Here is a 25,749-nt window from a genome sequence, read left to right on the forward strand (position 1 = left end):
CATGGACGACCTCATGAACTACGACGACGTCATGGCCGCCTACGACCCCGTGCTGGGCATGGAGGTCCACGTCGAACTGAACACGAAGTCGAAGATGTTCTGCGGGTGCGACAACACCCCCGGCGGGGAGCCGAACACGACGACCTGCCCGGTCTGCCTGGGCCTGCCCGGCTCCCTGCCGGTGGTGAACGGCAAGGCGGTCGAGTCGGCCATCCGCATCGGCCTGGCGCTCAACTGCCAGGTCGCCGAGTGGTGCCGGTTCGCCCGGAAGAACTACTTCTACCCGGACATGACCAAGAACTTCCAGACGTCCCAGTACGACGAGCCGATCTGCTTCGACGGCCACCTCGACCTCGAGGTGGACGGCCGGATGTATCGGATCGAGATCGAGCGCGTCCACATGGAGGAGGACGCCGGCAAGCTCACGCACGCCGGGTCGTCCGGCCGCATCCACGGTGCCGAGTACAGCCTCGTCGACTACAACCGCGCCGGCACGCCGCTGATGGAGATCGTCACCAAGCCCATCCGCGGGCTGGGTGAGCACGCCCCCGCCGTCGGACGGGCGTACATGGCGCACCTGCGCCAACTCATGCTGGCCCTGGGCGTCTCGGACGCACGCATGGAAGCGGGCAACATGCGGTGCGACGCGAACGTCTCGCTCATGCCCAAGGGGTCGGACGTGCTGGGCACCCGTACCGAGACCAAGAACGTGAACTCGTTGCGTTCGGTCGAGGGTGCGCTGCGCTTCGAGATCCAGCGCCAGGGCGCGATCCTGGCGGCCGGTGGGCGTGTGCACCAGGAGACCCGGCACTGGCACGAGGAGGGCTGGACCTCGCCGGGCCGTTCCAAGGAGCAGGCCGAGGACTACCGGTACTTCCCCGAGCCCGACCTCGTCCCCGTGGCACCCAGCCGCGCGTGGGTGGAGCAGCTCCGCGCCACCCTGCCGGAGGATCCGGCCCAGCGGCGCGTGCGCTTGCAGGAGGCCTGGGGCTTCACCGACCTCGAGATGCGCGACGTGCTCGGCAACGAGGGCTCACTCGACCTCATCGACGCGACCGTGGCGGCCGGGGCCTCCCCGGCGTCCGCCCGCAAGTGGTGGCTGGGTGAACTCGCCCGTCGCGCCAACGAGGCCGGCGTCGATCTCGCCGACGTCGGCGTGACGCCGGCCCAGGTCGCCGCGGTGCAGGCGCTCGTGGACGCCGGCACCGTCAACGACAAGCTGGCTCGGCAGGTGTTCGACGGCGTGCTGGCAGGGGAGGGAGACCCCGCCGGGGTCGTCCGGGCACGCGGTCTGGCGGTGGTGTCGGACGACGGCGCACTCACCGCTGCCGTGGACGAGGTCATCGCCGCCCACCCGGATGTGGCGCAGAAGATCCGCGACGGCAAGGTGCAGGCGGCCGGCGCGCTGATCGGGCAGGTCATGAAGGCCATGAAGGGCAAGGCCGACGCCGCCCGCGTCCGCGAGATCCTGCTGGAGAAGCTGGCGTGATCGGCGAACCCGCCGATCCCCGGGCCAGGGCCACCGTGCCCTGGATCCTGGTCGTCCTCGCGCTCGGGTTGCACCTGTGGGGTCTGTACACCCCCGACCCGCCGGACCCGGGTGCCCTGTCGTTCCCCGGGATCGACAAGCTCGCCCACGTCGTCCTGTTCGCGGTGCCCACGTGGGCCCTGGTCAAGGCGCTGCCGAAGGCGTGGATGGGCATCGTCGCGATGGTCATCCACGTGCCGGTCAGCGAGGTCGTCCAGGCCACCTTCCTGGCGGGCTCCCGCGGGGGCGAGTGGCTGGACGCCCTGGCCGACCTCGTGGGAATCGCCGTGGGCTGGTGGACCGCCGTCCGTGCTGACCCGTTGCGGCAACTTCCGGCAGCGAAGGCTGATGCTCCCTAGGATCGACAGCACTTGTCGACAACATGGAGGTAGCAATGCAACTCCGCGAGAACGCGAAGTGGTCCCTGGTCGTCCCGACCTCGATGGGTGTGCGCATCACGCCCGAGAACCGCGCCCCGGTGCACGTCGCGGACCGGTTCTTCCTCCAGGCCACCAGCGCCGAGACGAACGTTGCGACCGTGGTGTCCTACCTCGGCGAGCCCACCAAGGTGCTGACCGCCTTCATCGAGGGATCCCCGATCTCGGCGCTGATCAAGGCCGACCTCCGCAAGCGCAACATGAGCTACGAGGGCCCCGACCTGCCGCAGGGTGACGCGTGGGGGCTGCGTCACCAGTTCAACATCGCCGACTCCGGCTTCGGCGGCCGCGCTCCCCGCGTGTGGAACGACCGGGCCGGTGAGGTCGGCCGCGAGCTGGCGGTGGACCAGTTCGACCTCGACAAGCTCTTCGTCGAGGAGGGCGTGAAGATCCTCCACCTGTCCGGCCTCATCGCCGCGCTCAGCCCCTCGACCTCGAAGTTCTGCGTCGAGCTGGCCAAGAGGGCCCGCGCCAACGGCACCCTCGTCGCGATGGACCTCAACTACCGCGCCACCTTCTGGAAGGGGCGCGAGGAGGAGTTGAGCGCCGCGTTCGACGAGATCGCGAAGAACTGCGACATCCTCTACGGCAACGAGGAGGACTTCCAGCTCTGCCTCGGCATCGAGGGCCCGGAGGCGGGTGGCGACTCGATCGACGAGAAGATCGAGGAGTTCAAGAAGATGATCGGGCGCATCAAGGAGACCTACCCGGACGCCCACTGGATCGGTACCTCGCTGCGTGAGGTCGAGTCCGCGAACCGTCACCAGTGGGGGATCCTGCTGTGGAACGACGGGGAGTTCTACCTCGCCCCCCTCCGCGCGATCGACGTCATGGACCGCATCGGCGGCGGCGACGGCTCCGTGGGCGGCGTCCTGTACGGCATCCTCCAGGGCTGGAACGTCGAGCAGTGCGCCCAGTTCGGGTGGGCCACGGGTGCGCTCGCGGCGACCTCGTTCTACGACTACGGCATGCCCGCGGACGAGAAGCAGGTCTGGGACTTCTGGAAGGGCAACGCGCGCGTCCAGCGCTGACCCGGCCCCACCGCTGCGCCGACCTCCGGGCGCGGGCGGCGTCCCGTGCGGACGCCACCCGCGCCCGGGGTGCTTCTCGGCGCGGGGAACGCGAACGCGGCTGAGGCTGCCCGGGGCCACTCCGGTCCCGCGATCAGAAACCCTTGTGCTCGGCCAGGATCTGCTCGACGACCTCGTCCGGGCCGATGAGCCGCACGTCGGCGTCCGCCATGCGGCCGAACGCGAAGAGGAGCAGTTCGGACGGCTTGCCGATCACGCTCAGGGTGGTCTCGCCCGCCTTCGCCCGGAGCCGCTGCGGGCGATCGGTCCGCTCCAGGACGATGCCGGTGGTTGCCTTGCGGAAGAGCTGCTTCGCGGAGTGGTTGAGGCCCTTGGCCGCGTGGTCCTCGAACTCCTGGGTGGTCGCGCGCCGCGGTAGCCCCGCGGGGCGGCGGACATCCTCGGTGTGCACGAAGAACTCCGTGGTGTTGGCCAGTTCGTCCAGCATGGGGACGGCGAAGGGCGAGATCGGACGTGGGCCGCGCCGGATCTGCTCGACGAGCTCGGGGTAGAGCCAACGCCGCTTGGTGGCCTCCATGCGGGAGGTCGTCACCTCCGCCAGCGCGCCCAGGATGAGACCGGGCATCGCGGAGGGGTCGTTCTCACGCACCCAGACATGGGCCGCGAGGTCGTGGGACGTCCACCCCTCACACAGGGTGGGCGAGTCGGGACCCACCTCCAGGAGTGCGTCACACAGTGCGGCCCGTTCCTGCGCAGCGAATCCCATGCGGCCCACCCTAGTGGCGGGCGCGAGGGGGCATGCCCCCGAGCGCGTGGAACAATGGCGGCCATGTCCTACGCCCTTGATCCCGGCATCGCGCAGTCCCTGAAGCGCACCCCCGACGGCCTCGTCTCGGCGGTCGTCCAGGACGCGACGACCGGCGCCGTCCTCATGCAGGCCTGGATGAACGACGAGGCACTGGCGCGCACCTTGGCCACCCGCGAGGCGACCTACTGGTCGCGATCCCGCAACGAGCAGTGGATCAAGGGGTTGACGAGCGGGCACACGCAGCACGTCCGCACCGTCCGCCTCGACTGCGACGGCGACACCGTCCTGCTGACGGTCGACCAGGTCGGCGGCGCCTGCCACACCGGCGACACCACCTGCTTCGACGCACGGGAGTTGCTGGGGGAGGAGTCCTGATGCCGGAGGAGCGAAACATCCCCGAGGTCCCCATCACGCCTGACCTGGCGGGCTTCCGCGACCAGGCGTCCGAGCAGGGACGCCGGGTCGTGTCCGTCCACACACGTCTGCTCGCCGACGACATCACGCCGGTCGGGCTCTACCACCACCTGTGCCGAAAGCGCACGAACACGTTCTTGTTCGAGTCGGCCGAGCAGGGCGTGTGGGCGCGCTACTCGATCGTCGGCGTCAACGCCGCCGCTGTGCTGACCGAGCACGACGGCGAGGCGACCTGGTCGGGTCGCGAGTTGACCAACCTGCCGACCGGGGGTGACCCCCTCGCCGTCCTGGCCGAGACCCTCGAGAAGCTGCACACCCCCCGGGACACGGAACTGCCCCCGATGACCTCGGGCATGGTCGGCTACCTCGGGTACGACGTCGTCCGCCGCCTGGAGCGACTCCCGGACTCCAACCCGGACGACCTCCGGATCCCCGAGGTCGTGATGATGCTGGCGGCCGACGTGGCCGTCCTCGACCACCACACCGGTGAGGTGTGGCTGGTCGCCAACGCCATCAACTACGACGACACCCCCGAGCGTGTCGACGAGGCGTACGCCGACGCCGTCGCCCGCGTCGAGGCCATGGTGGCCCGCCTCCTCGAACCGGCGGAGCCCCTGCTCGCGTTCCCCTCGGTGGAGCCCGACGAGGTCGACATCACCCGGCAGCGCACGCAGCCGGAGTTCGAGTCCGCCGTGCTCGAGGCCGTCGAGGACATCAGGGCCGGCGAGGCGTTCCAGATCGTGGTCAGCCAGCGCTTCGAGGTGCCCTGCACGGCGGACGCCCTGGACGTCTACCGCGTGCTGCGCCGCAGCAATCCGAGCCCGTACCTGTACCTGCTGCGCCTGGAGGGCCTCGACATCGTGGGGTCGAGCCCCGAGGCCCTGGTCACGGTCAACGACCGCCACGTCCTCACGCACCCGATCGCGGGCTCGCAGCCCCGCGGCGCGACCCCCGAGCAGGACGCCGCGAACGAGGCCCGCCTGGTGGCCGACCCCAAGGAGCGCGCCGAGCACCTGATGCTCGTCGACCTGGGCCGGAACGACCTGGGCCGCGTCTGCGTCCCCGGGACGGTGGGCGTCGTGGAGTTCATGCAGGTGCGCCGGTACAGCCACATCATGCACCTGGAGTCGACGGTGGTCGGGACGCTGTCCCCGGGGCGTACGGCGCTCGATGCCACGCTGTCCTGCTTCCCGGCCGGCACCCTCTCCGGCGCGCCCAAGGTGCGGGCGATGGAGATCATCGACCGCCTCGAGGTGTCCCGCCGCGGGCTCTACGGCGGCGTCGTGGGCTACTTCGACTTCGCGGGCAACTCCGACGTGGCCATCGCCATCAGGACCGCGGTGCTCAAGGACGGGCGTGCCTTCGTGCAGGCGGGCGGCGGCATCGTCGCCGATTCCGACCCGGCGTCAGAGGACCTGGAGTCGCGCAACAAGGCCGCGGCGGCGCTGCGGGCGGTGGCCACGGCGTCCCGCATGCGGCGGTTCGGGTGAGGCTGGACGGACGCGTCCTCGCCGCGCTGGCGGCGCTGGCGGCGCTCGGGCTCACCCTCGCCGACTGGTGGACCGTGAACTGGGACGAGGGCACGGCCGCGGCTGGCCGCGTGGGCATCAGCGGCGGCGCCGGGACGGGCGGGTCGGCCGCGCTGGTCCCCACGGTGGTCCTGGTCGCGGCGCTGACGACCCTCTCGCTGGCCCGGACCGGGCGGCGCATCATGTCCGTGGTGGCACTGGTCGCCGGGGTGGGCATGGCCGTCCTCGGGTTCGCGGGGCCGCCCCCCACGGACGGGGTCGTCGAACAGCGCGCCGCACTGGCGGTGCTCGGCGGCGGCTGGACGCTGGAGGCCACGATGATGCCCGTGGCCTACGGTGTCCTCGGAGTCCTGTTGATCGCGGCCGCCACGCGGTGGTTCGTCCACCCACCGGAGCGGAGGTCACGACACCTCCCGGCGACGTCGGGAAACGTGACAGATCCGGTGGCTTCTTGGAAAGCTATGGACGCAGGACTGGATCCCACCGACGAAGAGGAGTCGCGATGAGCAGCACGCTCAAGGAGAAGTACCACCACGGCAAGACCCCCGCCGCGTGGACCGGGACGGTCATCGCCGCCATCGGTGCGCTCATCGCGACGGTCGGCTTCTTTCTGAACATCAACTGGACCGTGGTCTGGATCGGCCTGGCCGTCATGGTGGCCGCCCCCATCGTGGGCGGCATCATGACCAAGGTCGGCTTCGGTCAGGAACTCATCGAGGAGCAGCACTAGCCGTGGGTGTCCTCGATGACATCGTGGCCGGTGTCCGGGAGGATCTCGCCGAGCGGCAGGCTCGTCGCAGCCTGGCCGACCTGATGGACGCGGTCGCGGCGATGCCGCCGACCCGTCCCGTCGTGGGGGCGTTCGCTGCTCCGGGCCTGTCCGTGATCGCCGAGGTCAAGCGGAGCTCGCCGTCCAAGGGCGCCCTGGCCGCGATCCCGGACCCGGCCGCGCTGGCCTCCGAGTACAGTGCCGGGGGCGCTGCCGCCATCTCGGTCCTGACCGAGAGGCGCCGCTTCGGTGGGTCCCTGGAAGACCTGGTGGCCGTTCGCAAGGCGGTCGAGACCCCCATCCTGCGCAAGGACTTCATCGTCACCGACTACCAGCTCTGGGAGGCCCGCGCCGCCGGTGCCGACCTCGCCCTGCTGATGTGCTCGGCCCTGGACGACACCGACCTGCACCGCCTGTACGCGCTGGCGCTCGACCTCGGCCTCACCCCGCTCGTCGAGGTGCACACCGAGGAGGAGGCGCGCCGCGCGGTCGACCTCGGCGCTGTGGTGGTCGGGATCAACAACCGCAACCTGCAGACCCTCGAGGTCGACATCGCCCAGTTCGAGTCGCTGGTCGACCTGATCCCGGTCGACCGCGTGCGCGTCGCCGAGTCGGGGATCCTGTCCATCGCCGACGTGGAGCGCGTCGCGGCTGCCGGTGCGGACGTGATCCTGGTGGGTGAGGCGCTGGTCCGGCACGGGGACCCCCGGTCGTCCGTGGCCGCGTTCATCGAGGCCGGGACGGCCGCTCAGCAGAAGTGAGACGGCGACCCCGGGGTCGCCGGCGGTCGGGACTAGAGTTGTGCGGGTGACCGAACCCATCTCCTTGCCCGACAAGGGCGGCCATTACGGGGTCTTCGGGGGCCAGTACGTCCCCGAGGCCCTGAACGCCGCACTCACCCAGCTCGACCGTGAGTTCGACCTCGCGATGGCCGACCCCGACTTCGTCCGGGAGCTCACGAGGTTGCGCGTGGAGTACTCGGGGCGTCCGACGCCGATCACCGAGCTGCCGCGGCTGAGCAAGGAGGCCGGCAACGCCCGCCTCGTCGTCAAGCGTGAGGACCTGAACCACACGGGGTCGCACAAGATCAACAACGTGCTCGGGCAGGCCCTGCTCGCCAAGCGCATGGGCAAGACGCGCGTGATCGCCGAGACCGGCGCCGGCCAGCACGGTGTCGCGACCGCGACGGCCGCCGCCCTGCTCGGCCTGGAATGCCGCGTGTACATGGGCAAGGTGGACACCGACCGGCAGGCCCTCAACGTCGCGCGCATGCAGCTGCTGGGGGCCGAGGTCGTTGCCGTGGAGTCGGGGTCGGCGACCCTGAAGGACTCCATGAACGAGGCCATGCGCGACTGGGTGGCCACGGTGGACACCACGCACTACCTCATCGGCACCGTCGCCGGCCCGCACCCGTTCCCCCGGATGGTCAAGGAGTTCCAGCGTGTGATCTCCACCGAGGCGCGTGCCCAGCTCCTCGAGCGCTACGGCGAGCTGCCGTACGCCGTGGCCGCCTGCCTCGGTGGTGGGTCGAACGCCATGGGCATGTTCGCGGACTTCATCGACGACCCCGAGGTCAAGCTCTACGGCTTCGAGGCCGAGGGTGACGGCATCGCCACCGGGCGGCACGCGGCGTCCATCACGGGCGGATCGGTCGGCGTCCTGCACGGCATGCGCACCTACGTGCTGCAGGACGAGGACGGCCAGACCGTCGAATCCCACTCCATCTCCGCCGGCCTGGACTACCCGGGCGTGGGCCCCGAGCACGCCTGGCTGGCCGCGACCGGACGCGGTACGTACGAGCCCGTCACCGATGTCGAGGCGATGGACGCCTTCCAGCTGATCACCCGGACCGAGGGGATCATGCCCGCCATCGAGTCCGCGCACGGCATTGCCGGGGCGCTCCGGCTCGGTCGCCGCCTCGCCGAGGAGCAGCCCGACCTGTCCCCGCTGATCTGCATCTGCCTGTCCGGCCGCGGCGACAAGGACGTGGCCACGGCCCTGACGTGGTTCGGGCTGGACGGCACGCCGGACCAGACGGTGGGAGGCTTCTGATGGACCAGTACACCAACGCCGGGCGCTCCGGCCAGACGATCCTGAAGGCCAAGGCCGAGGGCCGCGCCGCCCTCGTCGGATACCTGCCCGTCGGTTACCCCGACGTCCCGGGTTCGTTGGAGGCCATGCGCGCGCTCTGCGGCGACGCCGACACCCCCGGGGCGGACATCGTCGAGATCGGCATGCCCTACTCCGACCCGATCCTGGACGGCCCCGTCATCCAGCGTGCGGGCACGCTGGCGCTGCGGCGTGGTGTCCGCACCCACGACCTCTTCAAGGCTGTCGAGGCGGTGGTCTCCGCCGGGAAGACCCCGCTGTGCATGACGTACTGGAACCTGGTCGACCGCTACGGCGTCGACTCCTTCGCCCGCGACTTCGCCAACGCCGGCGGGGTCGGACTCATCACTCCGGACCTCACCCCCGACGAGGCCGAGGAGTGGATGGTCGCGTCCGAGGCCCACGACTTGGACCGCATCTTCCTGGTCTCCCCGAGCACCACCGACGAGCGCATCATCTCCACCACCCGCGCCTGCCGTGGCTGGGTGTACGCGACCGCCGTGATGGGCGTGACGGGGGCGCGTCAGCAGACGTCGTCGCTCGCACCGGAACTCGTCGCCCGACTGCGCAGGCTCGCCCCCGACACCCTCGTCGGGGTCGGCCTGGGCGTCAGCAACGGCGCGCAGGCGGCCGAGGTGGGTTCCTTCGCGGACGCCGTCATCGTGGGCTCGGCGCTGATCAAGCCGCTGCTGGCCGCGGAGGACGCCGGGACGCCCGGCGACCTCACCGGTCTTCGGGGCGTGGTGGCAGACCTGGCCGCGGGGGTGCGTGGCGCGTAGGGCATGATGGGCGTCGTGCTCTCCACGATCCTGTCGATCCCCAGCCCGGACATCAGCAAGTTCCAGATCGGGCCGGTGACCATCCACATCTACGCGTTGTGCCTGATGGCCGGCATGGTGTTCGCCTGGTGGCTCGGCTCGCGTCGCTGGAAGGAGCGCGGCGGCCTCGCCGAGACCTTCGAGACGATGGTGCTGGTGGCCATCCCGACCGGCATCGTCGGCGCGCGCATCTACCACGTGGCCACCCACTGGGAGGACTACTTCGCCCCCGGCCGCAACCCGTGGAGCGCGTTGTTCATCTGGGAGGGTGGCATCGCGATCTTCGGGTCGCTGATCGGCGGAGCCATCGGCGCAGCGGTGACGGCGCGCATGCTGGGGGCGCGGATGACGGCCTTCGCGGACGTGCTGGCCCCCGGCCTCATCATCGCCCAGGCGATCGGGCGACTCGGCAACTGGTTCAACCAGGAACTGTTCGGGGGCCCCGACGACGGGCCGCTCGGCTTGGAGATCGCCCCCCAGCACCGGCCGGCCGAGTACGCCGACGTGCCCACGTTCCAGCCCACGTTCCTCTACGAGCTCAGCTGGAACCTCGTCGGGGGTCTGGTCCTGCTCGCGATCGACCGGAGGTTCAAGCTCGGGTGGGGCAAGCTCTTCGCCCTGTACGGCCTGGTCTACGGCACCGGACGCTTCTGGGTCGAGGGCATCCGCACCGACTTCAGCTACTACGTCGGCCCCCTGCGCACGAACCAGTTCACCGCCCTGCTGATCGCGCTCGCGGGTTTGGTCTATGTCGTCGTCGCCTCGATCGTCAAGCAGGGCCGCGAGCCGTGGGTCGAGCGTCGCGGCGTCGGTGGCCCCGACCGCGAGGCCGCCGAGGAGGAGGCGACGCCGTGACGGCGTCGAGGTCGCGCGGGTCGCGCCCGTGACACTCCCGGACACCCGGTGGCATCGGGGACCAGCTCCGCGACCGGATCCCGAGCAGTTCCGGGGCGTGTAACGCGCGTGAAACATGGTGCGCGTTATCTTTTTCCTGCGGCATGCGGTGGTGGCCAGGAAGTTGCTCCTCCAGGAGTGGCTGTCACAGAGCCCGTTGGCGCAGGAGACACAAGTGAACACATCGACGCACAGGCCTGCCCAGGGCCTGTACCGACCTGATTTCGAACACGACGCGTGTGGCGTCAGCTTCGTCGCCCACTTGAGCGGCCAAGCCAGCCATGACATCGTCGCCCAGGGCCTGCTGGCCTTGGCGAACCTGGACCACCGCGGCGCCACCGGCGCCGATGAGGCCGCCGGTGACGGCGCCGGCATGTTGCTCCAGGTTCCCGACCGACTCTTCCGCGAGACCGTCGACTTCGTGCTGCCCCCGCAGGGCCACTACGCCGTGGGCATGGCGTTCCTGCCGGCCGAGGCGTCCGAACGACTCACCGCCAAGCTCCGCATCGAGCACCTGGCCATCGAGGAGGGACTCCGCGTCCTGGGGTGGCGCGAGGTCCCGATGAGCGGCGACACCCTCAGCCCCGTGACGCTGGCCGTCATGCCGCACATGGAACAGCTGTTCCTGACCGCCGGCAGGGCGTCGGGCATCCAACTCGACCGCCGTGTCTACCCCCTCAACAAGCGCGTGCGGAACGAGGTGGGTGTCTACTTCGCCTCGCTCAGCGCCAGGACCACCGTCTACAAGGGCATGCTGACCACCCAGCAGCTGGGGGAGACCTTCCCCGACCTGCTCGACGAGCGCACCGAGAGCGCGCTCGCACTGGTGCACAGCCGCTTCTCGACGAACACCTTCCCGAGCTGGGAGCTCGCCCACCCGTTCCGCTACATCGCCCACAACGGTGAGATCAACACGGTCAAGGGCAACCGCAACTGGATGCGCGCCCGTGAGGCACTGCTGGAGACCGACCTGATCCCCGGCGACCTGAACCGCCTGTTCCCGATCTGCTCACCCGACGGCTCCGACTCCGCCTCCTTCGACGAGGTGCTCGAACTGCTGCACCTGGGGGGTCGCTCGCTGCCGCACGCGGTGCTCATGATGATTCCCGAGGCCTGGGAGAACCACGCCGAGATGGACCCCGCCCGGCGCGACTTCTACTCGTTCCACAGCTCCGTCATGGAGCCCTGGGACGGACCGGCCGCGGTCTGCTTCACCGACGGCACCCTGATCGGTGCCACGCTGGATCGCAACGGGCTGCGTCCGGGCCGGTACTGGGTGACCGACGACGGGCTGGTGGTGTTCGCCTCCGAGGCGGGCGTGCTGCCCATCGAGCAGGCGAAGGTGGTCCAGAAGGGTCGCCTGCAGCCCGGCCGCATGCTGTTGGTCGACCTCGACCAGCACCGCCTCATCGGCGACGACGAGGTCAAGGCCGGCCTCGCGGCCGAGCAGCCGTACGGCGACTGGGTGAGCGAGCGCCTCAGCCTCGCCGACCTGCCCGACCGCCAGCACGTGGTGCACAGCCACGCGTCCGTCACCCGCCGCCAGCAGGTGTTCGGCTACACCCACGAGGAGCTGAAGACGATCATCGGGCCGATGGCGCAGACCGGCGCCGAGGCCATCGGTTCCATGGGGACCGACACGCCCGTCGCCGTGCTGAGCGAACGTCCGCGCATGCTCTTCGACTACTTCAGCCAACTGTTCGCCCAGGTGACGAACCCGCCGCTGGACGCCATCCGTGAGGAGCTCGTCACCTCACTGTCCGGCTCGGTCGGCCCGGAGGCCAACCTGCTCACCGCCGGACCGGACTCCTGCCGCCAGATCGTCATCCCCTACCCCGTCCTGGACAGCGACGAGCTGGCCAAGCTCGTCCGCATCAACAGGGACGGCACGATGCCCGACTACGCCTCCCACGTCGTCCGCGGCCTCTACCGGTTGCTGGACGGGGCCGACGGCCTGGCGCGGCGCATCGACGAGATCTGCGCCGAGGTGAGTCGCGCGATCGCCGACGGTGCCCGGATCATCATCCTGAGTGACCGGCACAGCAACATCGACTTCGCGCCGATCCCGTCGCTGCTGCTGACCTCGGCCGTCCACCACCACCTCGTCCGCGAGAAGACCCGCACGCAGGTCGGCCTGGTGGTCGAGGCCGGCGATGTCCGCGAGGTGCACCACGTCGCGCTGCTCATCGGCTACGGCGCGGCGGCGGTCAACCCCTACCTCGTGTTCGAGTCCGCCGAGGACCTCGCCCGCCGCGACATGTACGTGACGGTCGACCCCGAGAAGGCGCTCAAGAACGTCCGCAAGGCGCTCGGCAAGGGCGTGCTCAAGGTGATGAGCAAGATGGGCGTCTCCACGATCGCCTCCTACACCGGGGCGCAGATCTATGAGGCGCTGGGCCTGGCGTCCGACTTCGTCGAGCGGTACTTCACCGGCACCACCAGCCGCGTCGAGGGCATCGGCCTGACCGAGATCGCCCGCGAGATCCAGGCCCGGCACGACATCGGCTACCCGGTCGACCGCCGTACGCTCGCACACCGCACCCTCGACGTGGGCGGTGAATACAAGTGGCGCCGGGAGGGCCCGCCCCACCTGTTCGACCCGGAGACCGTGTTCCGCCTGCAGCACGCGACACGCGAGAAGCGGTACGACATCTTCAAGCAGTACACCTCCCGCGTCGACGACCAGGCCAAGCGCCTCATGACGCTGCGCGGGCTGCTCGAGTTCGACACCGGCGCGCGCGAGCCGATCAGCATCGATGAGGTCGAGCCGGTCAGCGAGATCGTCAAGCGGTTCTCCACGGGGGCGATGAGCTACGGATCCATCAGCCAGGAGGCCCACGAGACCCTCGCCGTCGCGATGAACCGTCTCGGCGGGAAGTCCAACACCGGCGAGGGCGGCGAGGACCACGAGCGGCTCCACGACCCCGCGCGTCGTTCCGCGATCAAGCAGGTGGCGTCCGGCCGCTTCGGGGTCACGAGCGACTACCTGACCAACGCCGACGACATCCAGATCAAGATGGCCCAGGGCGCCAAGCCGGGGGAGGGCGGCCAGCTGCCGGGCCAGAAGGTGTACCCGTGGGTCGCCAGCACCCGGCACTCGACGCCCGGGGTCGGCCTCATCTCGCCGCCGCCGCACCACGACATCTACTCGATCGAGGACCTCAAGCAGCTCATCCACGACCTCAAGTGCGCCAACCCGGTCGCCCGCATCCACGTGAAGCTGGTCGCCGAGGTCGGTGTGGGAACGGTCGCGGCGGGCGTCAGCAAGGCCAAGGCGGACGTCGTGCTCATCTCGGGGCACGACGGTGGCACCGGCGCGGCGCCGCTCACCTCGCTCAAGCACGCGGGCGGCCCGTGGGAGCTCGGTCTGGCCGAGACCCAGCAGACCCTGCTGCTGAACGGCCTGCGTGACCGCATCGTCGTCCAGGTGGACGGGCAGCTGAAGACCGGCCGCGACGTCGTCATCGGCGCGCTGCTGGGTGCCGAGGAGTTCGGCTTCGCCACGGCCCCGCTCGTGGTGAACGGCTGCATCATGATGCGCGTCTGTCACCTCGACACGTGCCCGGTCGGCGTCGCGACCCAGAACCCGGAGTTGCGTGCGAAGTTCTCCGGCCACGCCGACTACATCGTGAACTTCTTCGAGTTCATCGCCCAGGAGGTCCGCGAGCACCTGGCGGCGCTCGGGTTCCGTTCCATCGAGGAGGCCGTCGGCCACGTCGAGGTGCTGCGCACCAAGGAGGCGGTGGAGCACTGGAAGGCGTCCGGCCTCGACCTGGCGCCGATCCTGCACCGCGTCGAGACCGACGGACCCCTGCATTGCGTCACGACGCAGGACCACGGGCTGGCGGGCAAGCTGGACAACGAGCTCATCGAGAAGGCTCGCCCCGCCCTGGAGAGGGGCGAGCGCGTCCGGTTCGCCGTCGGCGTCACCAACGTCGACCGGACGGTGGGCACCATGCTCGGCAACGAGGTCACGAAGGCGACCGGCGGCAAGGGTCTGCCGGCCGACACGATCGACGTCACGATGACCGGGACCGGCGGTCAGAGCTTCGGGGCGTTCCTCCCGGCGGGCGTCACGCTGCGCCTCGTCGGTGACAGCAACGACTACTTCGGCAAGGGACTCTCCGGCGGGCGGCTGTCCGTCCGTCCCGCCGAGGACGCCCCGTTCGTCGCCGAGGAGCAGATCGTGGCGGGCAACGTCATCGCCTACGGTGCGACCTCGGGCGAACTGTTCATCCGCGGCCAGGTGGGGGAGCGGTTCTGCGTCCGCAACTCCGGTGCCACCGCCGTCGTCGAGGGCGTGGGTGACCACGCCTGTGAGTACATGACCGGCGGCGAGGCCCTCATCCTCGGCCCGACCGGGCGCAACGTCGCCGCCGGCATGTCGGGCGGCCTGGCGTGGGTGCTCGACCTCGTCCGCGACCGGGTGAACCCCGAACTCGTCGACGTCGTCGACATCACCGACTCCGACGTGGACCGCATCGAGACCCTCCTCGCGCGGCACGTGGACATGACCGGCTCCGCCGTCGCCCAGCGCCTGCTGGACGCCGGGGTGTCGGCCTGGCGCGGGCGCTTCACCAAGCTGCTGCCGCGCGACTACGCCCGGGTGCTGGCCGCCCGGGAAGACGCTGAGACCGCCGGCCTCTCGGCCGACGAGACGGTCGCCAAGATGATGGAGGCCGCTCATGGCTGATCCGAAGGGCTTCATGAAGGTCGCGCGCCAGGTCGCCGACCGCCGCGACCCCGCCGAACGCGTCCAGGACTGGGACGAGGTGTACCCGGGCTCGCCCGGACGGGCCGTCCTGCCGATCATTCGCAAGCAGGCGTCCCGGTGCATGGACTGCGGCATCCCGTTCTGCCACCAGGGCTGCCCGCTGGGCAACCTCATCCCTGAGTGGAACGACCTCATCTACCACGACCAGTGGCGGGAGGCCACGGACCGGCTGCACGCAACCAACAACTTCCCCGAGTTCACCGGTCGCCTCTGTCCTGCGCCCTGCGAGACGGCGTGCGTGGTCGGGATCAACCGGGAGCCGGTGACGATCAAGAACATCGAGGTCGCCATCGCGGACAAGGCGTGGGACGACCGCCGCGTGATCCCGGTCGTGCCGGAGTGGCACACCAACAAGACCGTGGCCGTCGTCGGCTCCGGCCCGGCCGGGCTGGCCGCGGCCCAGCAGTTGACCCGCTCGGGACACACGGTCGTCGTGTACGAGCGTGCCGAGGACATCGGCGGCCTCCTGCGCAACGGCATCCCCGAGTTCAAGATGGAGAAGAAGGTCCTCAACCGGCGCCTGAAGCAGATGCGCCAGGAGGGGACGGTGTTCAGGCCGAACACCACCATCGGCATCGACATCACCGGCGAACAACTGACCGAGCGGTTCGACGCCGTCGTGCTGGCCATCGGCTCGACGGTCCCGCGCGACCTGCCGATCCCCGGACGCGACCTCGCCGGCATCCACCAGGCCATGGAGTTCCTGCCCCAGGCCAACAGGGCGGCCCTGGGCAAGACGGTGGTCGACCAGATCACCGCGACCGGCAAGCACGTCGTGGTCATCGGCGGCGGTGACACCGGATCCGACTGCATCGGCACCTCGCTGCGGCAGGGGGCGGCGTCCGTCACCCAGCTGGAGATCATGCCGACCCCGCCGCAGGGGCGTCCGGGTGGCCAGCCGTGGCCCACGTACCCGATGATCTTCCGGGTCAGCACCTCCCACGAGGAGGGTGAGGTCGGCCGCGTCTTCTCGGTCTCGACGAGCGAGTTCGTCGGCACGGACGGACGGGTGACCGCGCTTCGCCTGACGGAGGTCGCCTTCCGCGACGGCGGCTTCCAGCCGGTCGAGGGGACCGAACAGGAGATCCCGGCCGACCTGGTGCTGCTCGCCATGGGCTTCGTGGGTCCGGAGCCGAACGGCGTGGTGCGCGAGCTGGGCCTGGAGCTGGACGCCCGCGGGAACATCGCCCGCGACGCCTCCTTCCAGACCTCCGTGCCGGGCGTGTTCGTCGCCGGCGACGCGGGCCGCGGCCAGTCGCTCATCGTCTGGGCGATCGCGGAGGGCCGCTCCGCGGCCCACGAAGTGGACGCGTTCCTCCAGGGCAGCTCCAGCCTGCCCCGGCCCATCAACCCGACCGATCGTCCGCTGACCGTCTGAGCGCGGACGCCGGGGGCCCAGCGCCCCCGGCGTCCGGGCGTCAGCCGGGGGCTCTCCCCGGGCGGACCGGCGTGCCAAGATGGTCGGCGTCACTGGACGAGGGACGGGGGGTGGTGCGGGATGCCTTCTGCATGGTCGGTGAGGATCGGGCGTGACGACCCCCTGCACCTGCGCCAGCTGTTCACCCTCGGTCCCAGCCGGGACGACCACTGGATCGGCCTGCGCTGTGGTGTGGGTGTGCTCCTCCCCCTGGCCACCCTGCTCCTGCTGGGCCGGATCGACGTGGCCGTCTTCGTCATCTTCGGCGCGTTCACCAATGTCTTCGGACGCGTTCCCAACCACCTGGACCGCCTGCTCGCGCAGCTCAAGGCCGGCGGCACGTTCTGGGTCCTGATGGTGGCGGGCACCGTCGTCTCGGGCGTCCTGCCGCACGGCACGACGCCGGGCCTGGCGGCCAAGCTCGCCCTCACCAGCGTGGTCGCCGGCGGGGCCGCCCTGTGGGCCGCCTGGCAGGAGATCCGGCCCGCCGGCTCGCTGTTCCACGTCTTCGCCTTCGCCGCGATCGTCTCGACGCCACCGACCGCTCCCCTGGGTGACGGCATGTTCGCCGCCACCGCCACCATCGGGCTGGCCCTGGTGCTGGGCCAACTGGGACGGCTGTGGCCGCAGCGCCGGACGCCGCGGGTCGCGACCCCGGTCCGTGTCCTGGACGCTGCGGGCCGGCGCGCCGCCCTGCTGGAGGCGGGCATTCACCTCCTCGCAGCATTCGTGGCGGGGCTCCTGATCATCCCGATCGCCCAGGCGTTGCACCTGAGCCACTACTACTGGGCGATGGTGGCGGCCGTCGTGCCGTTGGTCGGCCACTCGACCCGGGAGCGGGTGGCGCGCGGTGTCCACCGCGTGCTGGGCACCTTCGGCGGCCTGCTCATCCTGGCGCTGATGGTCTGGTGGCAGCCGCCGCTGTGGGTGGTCGTCGTGGTGATGGGCCTGTGTCAGTTCGGTGCCGAGATGTTCATCGCCCGGAACTACTTCATCGGTCAGTCGTTCGTCACACCGTTGGCACTGCTGGGGACCTCGATCGCCGGAGGCCTCGGCTTCGACCTGTTCCGGGACCGCGTCATCGAGACGGCCGTCGGTTCGGCCGTGGGGATCGGTGCGGTGATCACCATCACGCTGATCCGCCGGAGGTTGGCCCAGGTGCGCGAGGCCGACCCGGAGGTCGAGGAATCCTAGCCTTCGCCCGCGGCCCGTGCCACGATGGGCCATGCCCTCCAGCACTCCGCGCGTCGCCATCGTCGGCTCGGGCCCCTCGGGGCTGTACGCCGCCGCCGCTCTGTTGAAGGGATCCGATGAGGTCCTGATCGACATCCTCGACCGGCTGCCGACCCCCTACGGACTGCTCCGCTACGGCGTCGCCCCCGACCACACCAGCCTGCAGGGCATCCAGCGCGTGCTCGCCGAGCCGTTCGGGTCGGAGCGCGTCCGGTTCTTCGGCCTCGTGGAGCTGGGCGCCGACATCACCGCCGATGACCTGCGCGCCGGCTATGACGCGGTCATCTACGCCGCCGGCGCCGCAGAGGACCGTCGCCTCGACGTCCGGGGGGAGGACCTGCCGGGGAGCCGCTCGGCCCGCGAGTTCGTCGCGTGGTACTGCGGTCACCCGGACGCCCAGCCACAGCCGCTGGCGGGTGTCGAGACGGCCGTGACCTTCGGCGTCGGGAACGTCGCCATCGATGTCGCGCGCGTCCTGCTCGCCGACCAGACCCGGTTGGGGGCGACCGACATGCCCGAGGAGGTGCTCGCCGAGTTGGCCGCGCACCGCATCGCCGACGTGTGGGTGATCGGACGCCGTGGTCCCGAGCACGCCACCTTCACCACCACCGAACTGCGGGAGCTGTTGACCCTGGACGGCGTCCAGCCGGTGCTGCACGATCCTGTGCCCGCGGATCCCGCCGACGCGGACCGCCGCGTCCGGAACAACCTCGAAGCGCTGCGTGCGGCGGCCCATCGTGTGGTCGAGGAGCCACGCGGCCGGCTGCACCTGGCGTTCTGGCGCCGCCCGGTCGAGCTGGTCGGTGCGACGGGTGTCAGGGCCGTGGTGCTTGAACGAACGGGGCTGGACCCGGCTGGTCGTGTGGTCGGGACGGGGGAGCGCGAGGTGGTGCCGGCCCAGCTCGTCCTGCGCGCCATCGGCTACCGCGGGAAGCCGTTGCCCGGGGTTCCCTTCGACCCCGAGACCGGCGTGATCCCCAACGAGGGCGGCCGCGTGCTGGACGCCGCCGGCGCCCGCCCCGGTGAGTACGTGGTCGGCTGGATCAAGCGCGGCCCCCTCGGTGTGATCGGCACGAACAAGTCGGACGCCGCGGCCACCGTCGCCGGGCTCCTCGAGGACCTCGCAGCCGGGGTGCTCCACTCCCCGACGGGGCCGGACGCCGGGGAGGTGCTGGCCTCGCGCGGCCTCACCGCGTCGACCTTCGCCGACTGGGAGCGGATCGACGAGGCCGAGCAGGCCGTGGGCGCCCGGTTCGGCCGCCCACGCGTCAAGGTCGCGACGTGGCACGCGCTCACCGAACTGGTCCGCCACGGGCGCGCCGGAGGCCCGCTGGAGCGGGAATCCGTCGATGACCAGGTCAGCCCCGTGGAGGGTCCGTCCGGTCGGTGACGCGCAACAGGGTCGACTTGCCGAACAGCGACCCGACGAGGTCCACGGCGAGCTCGGCCGTGGCGTTGCGGACGTCGAGCGCGGGGTTGACCTCGACGATGTCGAGCGAACCGAGGCGCCCGGTGTCGGAGATCATCTCCATCACCAGGTGGGCCTCGCGATAGGTCGGGCCGCCGACCACCGGCGTCCCCACCCCGGGAGCGACGCTAGGGTCGACGAAGTCGAGGTCGAGGGAGAGATGGAGGTGCGTGTCGGCGTCCACGGAGGCCAGCGCGCGCGTCATCGCCCGGCGCATGCCGACCTCGTCGAGGAACCGCATGTCGTAGACGGCCATGCCGGATTCGGCCAGGACCCGCTTCTCGCCGGGGTCGACGCTGCGCAGCCCGACCTGATGGATCTGGTCGGAGGTGATGGCCGGCACCTGGTCGGACAGGCCGGTGAGTTCGTCCGGGCCCCGGCCCAGGAGACAGGCGACCGGCATGCCGTGGATGTTGCCCGACGGCGTCATCTCGTTGGTGTTGATGTCGGCGTGGGCGTCCACCCAGATGATGAGGAGCTTCTTGCCGACCCGGCGGCAGTGCGCGGCCACGGCGCTGATGGAGCCGATCGCCAGCGAGTGGTCCCCGCCCAGCACGATCGGCGTGCGCCCCTCGGCGAGTTCGGCGGCCACGGCATCGCGCAGGGCCACGTTCCAGGCGATGACCTCGGGGAGGTGGCGGTAGCCGTCCACGGGCGGTGTCTGGGGGTTCGGGGGCCCGTCGATGTCGCCGACCCGGCGGACGTCCTGGCCCAGGGCCTCCAACGCAGCGCCGATGCCGGCGACGCGCAGGGCGCCCGGGCCGAGGCGGCAGCCGGCGACACTCGCGCCCACGTCGGTGGGCGCTCCGATCAGGGACAGTGGCATGGGTGGCGCTCCTTCGTTCCTGTGGGGTCGGGCCTCTTGGGCCCCCGCAGAGTCTCGCGGTCCGGACGCGCTGGGTCAACGGCTTCACGCGCCCCCGGGTGAGCCGGACCACCGGACTGTCGGGTGCCCAAGCTAGGGTGGGGCACCCGGGAGGTTGACCACACACATGGGCGACGAATTCGTTCACCTGCACTGCCACTCAGAGTTCTCGATGCTCGACGGCGCCGCGCGCCTGAAGGAGCTCGTCAAGGGCGCCGAACAGATGGGCATGCCCGCTCTGGCCGTCACCGACCACGGCAACGTGTTCGGGGCGTACGAGTGGTACCGGACGGCCAAGGGCAGTTCGGTGAAGCCGATCATCGGCCTGGAGGCCTACCTGACGCCGAAGACGCACCGCAGCGAGCGCAAGCGCGTCCAGTTCGGGGACGGCACCGGCGACGACGTCGCATCCAAGGGCGCCTACACCCACATGACCATGTGGGCGTCCAACAACGAGGGCATGCACAACCTGTTCCGCCTGAGCTCGCTGAGCTCGCTGGAGGGCTTCTTCTACAAGCCGCGCGCGGACCGCGAACTGCTGCACCGCTACGGCAAGGGCCTCATCGCGACCACGGGGTGCCCGTCGGGTGAGGTGCAGACCTACCTCCGTCTCGGCCAGTACGAGCAGGCGGTCGCGTCGGCGGCCGAGTTCCGCGACATCTTCGGCCAGGGCAACTTCTACGTCGAGCTGATGGATCACGGGCTCGACATCGAGACCCGCGTCCGACAGGACCTGCTGCGCCTCGCCAAGGAGCTGGCGCTGCCCCTGGTGGCCACCAACGACCTGCACTACGTGCACGCGTCCGACGCCGAGGACCACGACACGCTCCTGTGCGTCAGCGCCGGTGCCAACAAGGACACGCCGGGCCGGTTCAAGTTCGACGGGTCGGGCTACTACCTGAAGAGCCCCGCCGAGATGCGGCAACTGTTCAGCAACCTGCCCCAGGCCTGCGACAACACCTTGGCCATCGCCGAGCAGTGCGAGGTGACCTTCGACGAGGGCACCGGCACGTTCATGCCCGAGTTCCCGGTGCCCCAGGGGGAGACCGAGGAGTCCTGGTTCCACAAGGAGGTGCGTCGCGGCCTCGAGGCCCGCTTTCCCGACGGGGTTCCCGACTACGCCATCCAACAGGCGGAGTTCGAGGAGAAGGTCATCGCCCAGAAGGGCTACTGCGGGTACTTCCTCGTCGTGGCCGACTACATCAAGTGGGCCAAGGAGAACGGCATCCGGGTCGGCCCGGGCCGTGGGTCCGGCGCCGGGTCGATGTGCGCCTTCGCGATGCGGATCACCGACCTCGACCCCGTTCCCCACGGGCTGATCTTCGAACGGTTCTTGAATCCGGAACGCCCCTCGATGCCCGACTTCGACGTCGACTTCGACGAGCGTCGCCGGGGCGAGGTGATCCAGTACGTCACCGACAAGTACGGCGACGACCGGGTCTGCCAGATCGTCACCTACGGCACCATCAAGGCCAAGCAGGCCATCAAGGACGCCGGGCGCGTCCTCGGCAAGCCGTACGCCCTGGGGGACCAGATCACGAAGGTGTACACGCCGGCCCAGCAGGGCAACGACGTCTCGATCGCCGACGTCTTCAACCCCGAGCACGAGCGTTACGGCGAGGGCACCGAGTTCCGGGAGCTCTACAACGCCGACCCCGACGTGAAGGAGGTCGTCGACACCGCCCGCGGCATCGAGGGCCTGAAGCGCCAGTGGGGCGTCCATGCTGCCGGCGTCATCATGTCGAGCAAACCTCTGCTGGACGTGATCCCGATCATGAAGCGGGAGCAGGACGGCCAGATCATCACCCAGTTCGACTACCCGAGCTGCGAGAGCCTCGGCCTGGTCAAGATGGACTTCTTGGGCCTGCGCAACCTCACGATCCTGGACGACGCCGTCAAGAACGTGAAGATCAACGCCGGCGTCGACCTCGACCTGGACGCGCTGGCCCGCGATCCGAACGACACCGAGACCTACGAGCTGCTGGCCCGAGGCGACACGCTCGGTGTGTTCCAGTTCGATGGGTCGGGCTACCGGGCCCTGTGCCGGCTCATGCGTCCGGACAAGTTCGCCGACATCACGGCGCTGGGTGCGCTCTACCGTCCGGGTCCGATGGGCACGAACACGCACGTCAACTACGCGATGCGCAAGAACGGTCAACAGCCCGTCACCCACATCCACCCGGAGTTGGCGGAGGAGCTCGACAAGCTGCTGGGCGAGACGTACGGCCTGTTGGTGTACCAGGAGCAGGTCATGCAGATCGCGCAGGAGTTGGCCGGGTACAGCCTGGGTGCCGCAGACCTGCTGCGCCGGGCCATGGGCAAGAAGAAGAAGTCGGTGCTGGACGCGGAGTTCGTGAACTTCGAGGCGGGCATGAAGGCCAACGGCTACTCCTCGGCGGCCATCAACGCGTTGTGGGAGACGATGGTGCCGTTCTCCGCGTACGGCTTCAACAAGTCCCACGCGGCCGCCTACGGCGTGGTGTCCTACTGGACGGCCTACCTCAAGGCCCACTACCCGGCCGAGTACATGGCCGCCCTGCTGGAGTCGGTCCGCGACGACAAGGACAAGTCGGCCATCTACCTGGCCGAGTGCCGCCACATGGGCATCAAGGTGCTGCCGCCGGACGTGAACGAGTCCCAGGGACGGTTCACCCCGGTCGGGACCGACATCCGCTTCGGCCTGGGTGCGATCCGCAACGTCGGCAACAACGTGGTCGACGGCATCATGGAGGCGCGCGCCGGGCGAACGGCCGCCCGCGACTTCAACGACTTCCTCGACAAGGTGCCCGCCGTGGTGTGCAACAAGCGGGTGATCGAGTCCTTGGTCAAGGCCGGCGCATTCGACTCGCTCGGCCACACTCGACGCGGGCTCATGGAGGTCTTCGAGCAGAAGGTCGACGAGGTGGTCTCGCTCAAGCGCAACCAGGCGCTGGGCCAGGACGACCTGTTCGGCGAGTTCTTCGGTGCCGAGGAGGAAGGGGCCGGAGCGCTGGCGTCCAGCCCGGTCCCGGACCTGCCGGAGTGGGAGAAGATGACCAAGCTCGCGTTCGAGCGCGAGATGCTCGGCCTGTACGTGAGCGACCACCCGCTGTACGGGCTGGAGCACGTCCTGGCGGCCAACCGGGACCTCGGCATCCAGCAGCTGACCGCTGAGGACGGCCCGCGCGAGGGCATCGTGACGATCTGCGGGATGATCACCGGCATCCAGCGCAAGCAGACGAAGGACGGCAAGGTCTGGGCGATCATCACGGTGGAGGATCTGGACGCCTCGATCGAGGTCATGGTGTTCAACAAGGCGTACATGCCCGTGGCGATGTCGTTGGGTACCGACGTCATCGTGCGCATCAAGGGGCGCCTGCGTGAGCGGGACGAATCCGTGGAACTCACGGCGTCCGACGTGAGCTTCCCGGACGTCAGCGCCGGCCCCACGGGCCCGGTGACCATTTCCCTGCCGACCTCGCGCTGCACCCCCGAGGTGGTGGAGCAGCTCCGGTTCACGCTGCGCCAGCACCCGGGCACGCAGGAGGTGCGGGTGAGGCTGGTCAGCCCGCAACGGGCCACCGTGTGGAAGCTGGACGACCGCCTGCGCGTCCAGCAGAGCGGATCGCTGATCGCCGACCTCAAGGCGCTGTTGGGACCGTCCTGTGTCAGCGCCTAGCATTCCGGTCATGGGCTTCCGCAGCACGTTGACTCGTACGCTCGTGCTCACCGCGCTGGCGCTGTTGGTGGGCGCCGTCGGGGCCCTGCTGTGGGCCAACCTGTCGGTGTTGCCGCGGTGGACCGTCCATCCCGACGGGCATGCCGAGATGACGGACCTGGAGCGCACCGAGGTGTTCTCCGCGACGTTCTGGTACTCCGTCCTGGCCTTGGCCGGGGGCTTGGCCATCGGGGTGGCCTCCTGGGTCCGACTGCGACGCCTCGGCTGGCCGGTCGCCGTGATCACCGCCGGTTTGGCTCTCGTCGCCGGGCTGACCTGTTGGTGGCTCGGGGAGGTCTTCGGCCCCGGCCCCTTCGCCGAACGCCTCGCCGCCGCCCAGCCCGGTGACCGGGTGCCGGTGGCACTCCGGCTCCAGGCTCCCTCGGCCCTGGCGATCTGGGTGTTCGGGGCGATCGCGGTGCCGTTGTTCGCAGCGTCCCTCGGCCCCGAGATGGACAAGTCCGAAGCTCCGCACCAGCAGGCACTGCCGACACCGGAAAGGGTGACCGAGGATGACTGAGCGCACGATCGAGCTGGAGCGGAAGTTCACCGCGCCGGTTGATTTCTCTCCCGACTTCAGCGGGCTCGTGGAGGTGGCGGGGAGCCGGCGGTTCTTCCTCGAGGCGACCTACCACGACTCATTGGCGTGCCTGCTCGCCGACACCGGGTGGTCCCTGCGTCGCCGGGTCGGGGGCAAGGACGATGGTTGGCACCTCAAGCGGCCCGCCTCCGGCACCGGTCGCACGGAGGTGTGGGCCCCGGACGAACCTGAGGTTCCGGAGCCGATGCGCCAGGAGGTTCGCGAGGTGACGGGGCTGGCGGCGATCGTCCCGATCGCCTTGGTGAAGACCGAGCGCGTCGAGACCAGCCTGACCCGGGATGGCGTCCCCGTCGCCGCGCTGGCCAGCGACATGGTGAGTGCCACCACGTCCGCCGGAACCGACAGCTGGTCCGAGGTCGAACTCGAGCTCGAGAAGGGCGCTCCCGCGGAGCTCCTCGATGCGCTGGTGGAGCGGCTGGTGGCCGCGGGTGCCCGACCTGCCCCGCACACGTCCAAGATCGCGCGCGGCCTCGCCTCGGTGCCGCGGCTCCGCACGCCGACGGATCCCGGTGCCCCGGCCCGGGACGTCCTGCTCACGTGGGCCTCGCGGCAGGTCGGGGTGCTGCAGGCCCTGCAGGCGGGCGTCCGCGTCGATGCACCCGACCACGTGCACAAGTCGCGGGTGGCCACCCGGCGGCTGCGCAGCCTGCTCAAGACGTTCGCCGACCTCTTCGACGGCGACCGCGTCGAGCCGCTGCGCACCGAGCTGCGCTGGCTGGGGGAGGCGCTGGGGGAACCACGCGACGCCGAGGTGCTGCGCGAGGAGTTCGGCGACCTGCTGGCCGAGTTGGGTGAGGACGTCCCCGGGGAGGTCCGGGCCGCCATCCTGGGTCACCTGGACTCCGAACACGCCCGTGCCCACGCCGCCCTCGTCGCGGCGCTCGCGAGCCCGCGGGCGCAGGCGTTGCGTGGCGCGCTGCTCGACCTGCTGGTCAATCCGCCGCTGCGCCGCCGCGCGGACCGGGAGGCCGGTTCGGTGCTGCCGCGGGAGCGGGAGAAGGGCATTCGGGAGGTCAGGAAGCTGCGTCGGCGCGCCGAGGCCCACCCGGACGACCTGGAGACCTGGCACGAGATCCGCAAGGCGGCCAAGGCCGTGCGCTACGCGACGGAGGCGATGGCGGACGCCCTGCCGGGGATGGACGCCGAGGTGACGGTCTGGGAGGACGTCACGGAGGCCCTGGGTGAACTGCAGGACACGTCGGTGGCGAGCGACCTGATCGTGACGGTGGCACGCAAGGCCTCGGCCGACCCGGACACCGGGGTGTGGCGTGTGCTGCGTGACGCGCAGGTGGATCGGCGTGCGGCAGCCCTGGCCGCCGGCCGCGAGGCCCTGGCCGTCGCGCTGGGCAAGGCGTAG

The 25,749-nt window shown here is 70.3% G+C and carries 20 protein-coding genes; 18 read left to right on the forward strand and 2 right to left on the reverse strand.

The genetic code is table 11. From position 1 onward, the window contains the following. The first annotated feature begins 1 nt into the window (after nucleotide 1). From gatB to AC5YDA_RS03450, 3 genes are read left to right on the forward strand one after another with little or no spacing between them, the layout of a single operon-like run. Nucleotides 2–1,489 carry an Asp-tRNA(Asn)/Glu-tRNA(Gln) amidotransferase subunit GatB gene (gene gatB, locus AC5YDA_RS03440; RefSeq protein WP_496188735.1) on the forward strand — a complete coding sequence of 496 codons (1,488 nt, stop codon included), beginning with the start codon at nucleotides 2–4 and terminating at the stop codon, nucleotides 1,487–1,489. After that, nucleotides 1,486–1,887: a VanZ family protein gene (locus AC5YDA_RS03445; RefSeq protein WP_496188734.1), complete on the forward strand. Its 402-nt coding sequence runs from the start codon at nucleotides 1,486–1,488 to the stop codon at nucleotides 1,885–1,887. Before gatB ends, AC5YDA_RS03445 begins: the two co-directional genes overlap by 4 nt. A gap of 35 nt (nucleotides 1,888–1,922) precedes the next feature. Further along, a complete protein-coding gene (locus AC5YDA_RS03450) occupies nucleotides 1,923–2,996 on the forward strand; it encodes a PfkB family carbohydrate kinase (RefSeq protein ID WP_496188733.1) in 1,074 nt (357 codons plus the stop codon). Between the two features lie 133 nt (nucleotides 2,997–3,129). Here AC5YDA_RS03450 and AC5YDA_RS03455 read toward each other — a convergent pair whose 3' ends face one another. Continuing rightward, nucleotides 3,130–3,762: a TIGR03085 family metal-binding protein gene (locus AC5YDA_RS03455; RefSeq protein WP_496188732.1), complete on the reverse strand. Its 633-nt coding sequence runs from the start codon at nucleotides 3,760–3,762 to the stop codon at nucleotides 3,130–3,132. A 63-nt stretch (nucleotides 3,763–3,825) separates the two neighbouring features. Between AC5YDA_RS03455 and hisI the strand changes: the two genes are divergently transcribed. The 12 genes from hisI (at nucleotide 3,826) to AC5YDA_RS03515 (ending at nucleotide 19,151) form a co-directional block, all read left to right on the forward strand. Then, the gene (gene hisI / locus AC5YDA_RS03460; RefSeq protein ID WP_496188731.1) at nucleotides 3,826–4,179 is read left to right on the forward strand and encodes a phosphoribosyl-AMP cyclohydrolase; all 354 of its coding nucleotides are present in this window, start codon (nucleotides 3,826–3,828) and stop codon (nucleotides 4,177–4,179) included. Further along, entirely contained in the window at nucleotides 4,179–5,708 is a 1,530-nt protein-coding gene (locus AC5YDA_RS03465) for an anthranilate synthase component I (protein WP_496188730.1), read from the forward strand. Before hisI ends, AC5YDA_RS03465 begins: the two co-directional genes overlap by 1 nt. Next, nucleotides 5,705–6,253, forward strand: coding sequence for a Trp biosynthesis-associated membrane protein (locus AC5YDA_RS03470; protein WP_496188729.1), 549 nt, complete (start codon nucleotides 5,705–5,707; stop codon nucleotides 6,251–6,253). Before AC5YDA_RS03465 ends, AC5YDA_RS03470 begins: the two co-directional genes overlap by 4 nt. Further along, nucleotides 6,250–6,477, forward strand: a complete 228-nt coding sequence (locus AC5YDA_RS03475) for an HGxxPAAW family protein (protein ID WP_496188728.1) — start codon at nucleotides 6,250–6,252, stop codon at nucleotides 6,475–6,477. Before AC5YDA_RS03470 ends, AC5YDA_RS03475 begins: the two co-directional genes overlap by 4 nt. 2 nt (nucleotides 6,478–6,479) lie before the next feature. Beyond that, nucleotides 6,480–7,277, forward strand: a complete 798-nt coding sequence (gene trpC, locus AC5YDA_RS03480; protein WP_496188727.1) for an indole-3-glycerol phosphate synthase TrpC — start codon at nucleotides 6,480–6,482, stop codon at nucleotides 7,275–7,277. Between the two features lie 46 nt (nucleotides 7,278–7,323). Next, nucleotides 7,324–8,568, forward strand: coding sequence for a tryptophan synthase subunit beta (gene trpB, locus AC5YDA_RS03485; RefSeq protein ID WP_496188726.1), 1,245 nt, complete (start codon nucleotides 7,324–7,326; stop codon nucleotides 8,566–8,568). Further along, on the forward strand, nucleotides 8,568–9,404 hold the full coding sequence (gene trpA / locus AC5YDA_RS03490) for a tryptophan synthase subunit alpha (protein WP_496188725.1): 837 nt from the start codon (nucleotides 8,568–8,570) through the stop codon (nucleotides 9,402–9,404). The genes trpB and trpA overlap by 1 nt, the downstream gene beginning before the upstream one ends. Before the next feature lie 15 nt (nucleotides 9,405–9,419). Beyond that, entirely contained in the window at nucleotides 9,420–10,298 is an 879-nt protein-coding gene (lgt, locus tag AC5YDA_RS03495; protein ID WP_496188724.1) for a prolipoprotein diacylglyceryl transferase, read from the forward strand. A gap of 214 nt (nucleotides 10,299–10,512) precedes the next feature. Further along, entirely contained in the window at nucleotides 10,513–15,030 is a 4,518-nt protein-coding gene (gene gltB, locus AC5YDA_RS03500) for a glutamate synthase large subunit (protein WP_496188723.1), read from the forward strand. Then, nucleotides 15,023–16,489 carry a glutamate synthase subunit beta gene (locus AC5YDA_RS03505; RefSeq protein ID WP_496188722.1) on the forward strand — a complete coding sequence of 489 codons (1,467 nt, stop codon included), beginning with the start codon at nucleotides 15,023–15,025 and terminating at the stop codon, nucleotides 16,487–16,489. The genes gltB and AC5YDA_RS03505 overlap by 8 nt, the downstream gene beginning before the upstream one ends. A 120-nt stretch (nucleotides 16,490–16,609) precedes the next feature. Next, a complete protein-coding gene (locus AC5YDA_RS03510; protein WP_496188721.1) occupies nucleotides 16,610–17,722 on the forward strand; it encodes an FUSC family protein in 1,113 nt (370 codons plus the stop codon). A 31-nt stretch (nucleotides 17,723–17,753) separates the two neighbouring features. Beyond that, nucleotides 17,754–19,151, forward strand: a complete 1,398-nt coding sequence (locus tag AC5YDA_RS03515; RefSeq protein WP_496188720.1) for a ferredoxin--NADP reductase domain-containing protein — start codon at nucleotides 17,754–17,756, stop codon at nucleotides 19,149–19,151. On the opposite strand, the gene rocF is transcribed toward AC5YDA_RS03515, so the two are convergent. Then, on the reverse strand, nucleotides 19,120–20,055 hold the full coding sequence (gene rocF, locus AC5YDA_RS03520; RefSeq protein ID WP_496188719.1) for an arginase: 936 nt from the start codon (nucleotides 20,053–20,055) through the stop codon (nucleotides 19,120–19,122). The two genes, AC5YDA_RS03515 and rocF, sit on opposite strands and share 32 nt — an antisense overlap. 166 nt (nucleotides 20,056–20,221) lie before the next feature. Here rocF and dnaE point away from each other — a divergent pair, with 166 nt between their 5' ends. From dnaE to AC5YDA_RS03535, 3 genes are read left to right on the forward strand one after another with little or no spacing between them, the layout of a single operon-like run. Beyond that, the gene (gene dnaE / locus AC5YDA_RS03525; protein WP_496188718.1) at nucleotides 20,222–23,752 is read left to right on the forward strand and encodes a DNA polymerase III subunit alpha; all 3,531 of its coding nucleotides are present in this window, start codon (nucleotides 20,222–20,224) and stop codon (nucleotides 23,750–23,752) included. 10 nt (nucleotides 23,753–23,762) lie between these two features. After that, nucleotides 23,763–24,311, forward strand: coding sequence for a hypothetical protein (locus tag AC5YDA_RS03530; RefSeq protein ID WP_496188717.1), 549 nt, complete (start codon nucleotides 23,763–23,765; stop codon nucleotides 24,309–24,311). Beyond that, the gene (locus tag AC5YDA_RS03535) at nucleotides 24,304–25,749 is read left to right on the forward strand and encodes a CYTH and CHAD domain-containing protein (RefSeq protein ID WP_496188716.1); all 1,446 of its coding nucleotides are present in this window, start codon (nucleotides 24,304–24,306) and stop codon (nucleotides 25,747–25,749) included. Before AC5YDA_RS03530 ends, AC5YDA_RS03535 begins: the two co-directional genes overlap by 8 nt.

Source organism: Propioniciclava sp. LT294 (assembly GCF_059516005.1).

Coding starts and splice junctions, on each gene's coding strand:
- AC5YDA_RS03465 (WP_496188730.1), top strand. CDS start 4,179: ATGCCGGAGGAGCGAAACATCCCCGAGGTCCCCATCACGCCTGACCTG.
- hisI (WP_496188731.1), top strand. CDS start 3,826: ATGTCCTACGCCCTTGATCCCGGCATCGCGCAGTCCCTGAAGCGCACC.
- AC5YDA_RS03450 (WP_496188733.1), top strand. CDS start 1,923: ATGCAACTCCGCGAGAACGCGAAGTGGTCCCTGGTCGTCCCGACCTCG.
- AC5YDA_RS03455 (WP_496188732.1), bottom strand. CDS start 3,762: ATGGGATTCGCTGCGCAGGAACGGGCCGCACTGTGTGACGCACTCCTG.
- gatB (WP_496188735.1), top strand. CDS start 2: ATGGACGACCTCATGAACTACGACGACGTCATGGCCGCCTACGACCCC.
- AC5YDA_RS03475 (WP_496188728.1), top strand. CDS start 6,250: ATGAGCAGCACGCTCAAGGAGAAGTACCACCACGGCAAGACCCCCGCC.
- AC5YDA_RS03510 (WP_496188721.1), top strand. CDS start 16,610: ATGCCTTCTGCATGGTCGGTGAGGATCGGGCGTGACGACCCCCTGCAC.
- AC5YDA_RS03530 (WP_496188717.1), top strand. CDS start 23,763: ATGGGCTTCCGCAGCACGTTGACTCGTACGCTCGTGCTCACCGCGCTG.
- rocF (WP_496188719.1), bottom strand. CDS start 20,055: ATGCCACTGTCCCTGATCGGAGCGCCCACCGACGTGGGCGCGAGTGTC.
- trpA (WP_496188725.1), top strand. CDS start 8,568: ATGGACCAGTACACCAACGCCGGGCGCTCCGGCCAGACGATCCTGAAG.
- AC5YDA_RS03535 (WP_496188716.1), top strand. CDS start 24,304: ATGACTGAGCGCACGATCGAGCTGGAGCGGAAGTTCACCGCGCCGGTT.
- AC5YDA_RS03515 (WP_496188720.1), top strand. CDS start 17,754: ATGCCCTCCAGCACTCCGCGCGTCGCCATCGTCGGCTCGGGCCCCTCG.
- AC5YDA_RS03505 (WP_496188722.1), top strand. CDS start 15,023: ATGGCTGATCCGAAGGGCTTCATGAAGGTCGCGCGCCAGGTCGCCGAC.
- dnaE (WP_496188718.1), top strand. CDS start 20,222: ATGGGCGACGAATTCGTTCACCTGCACTGCCACTCAGAGTTCTCGATG.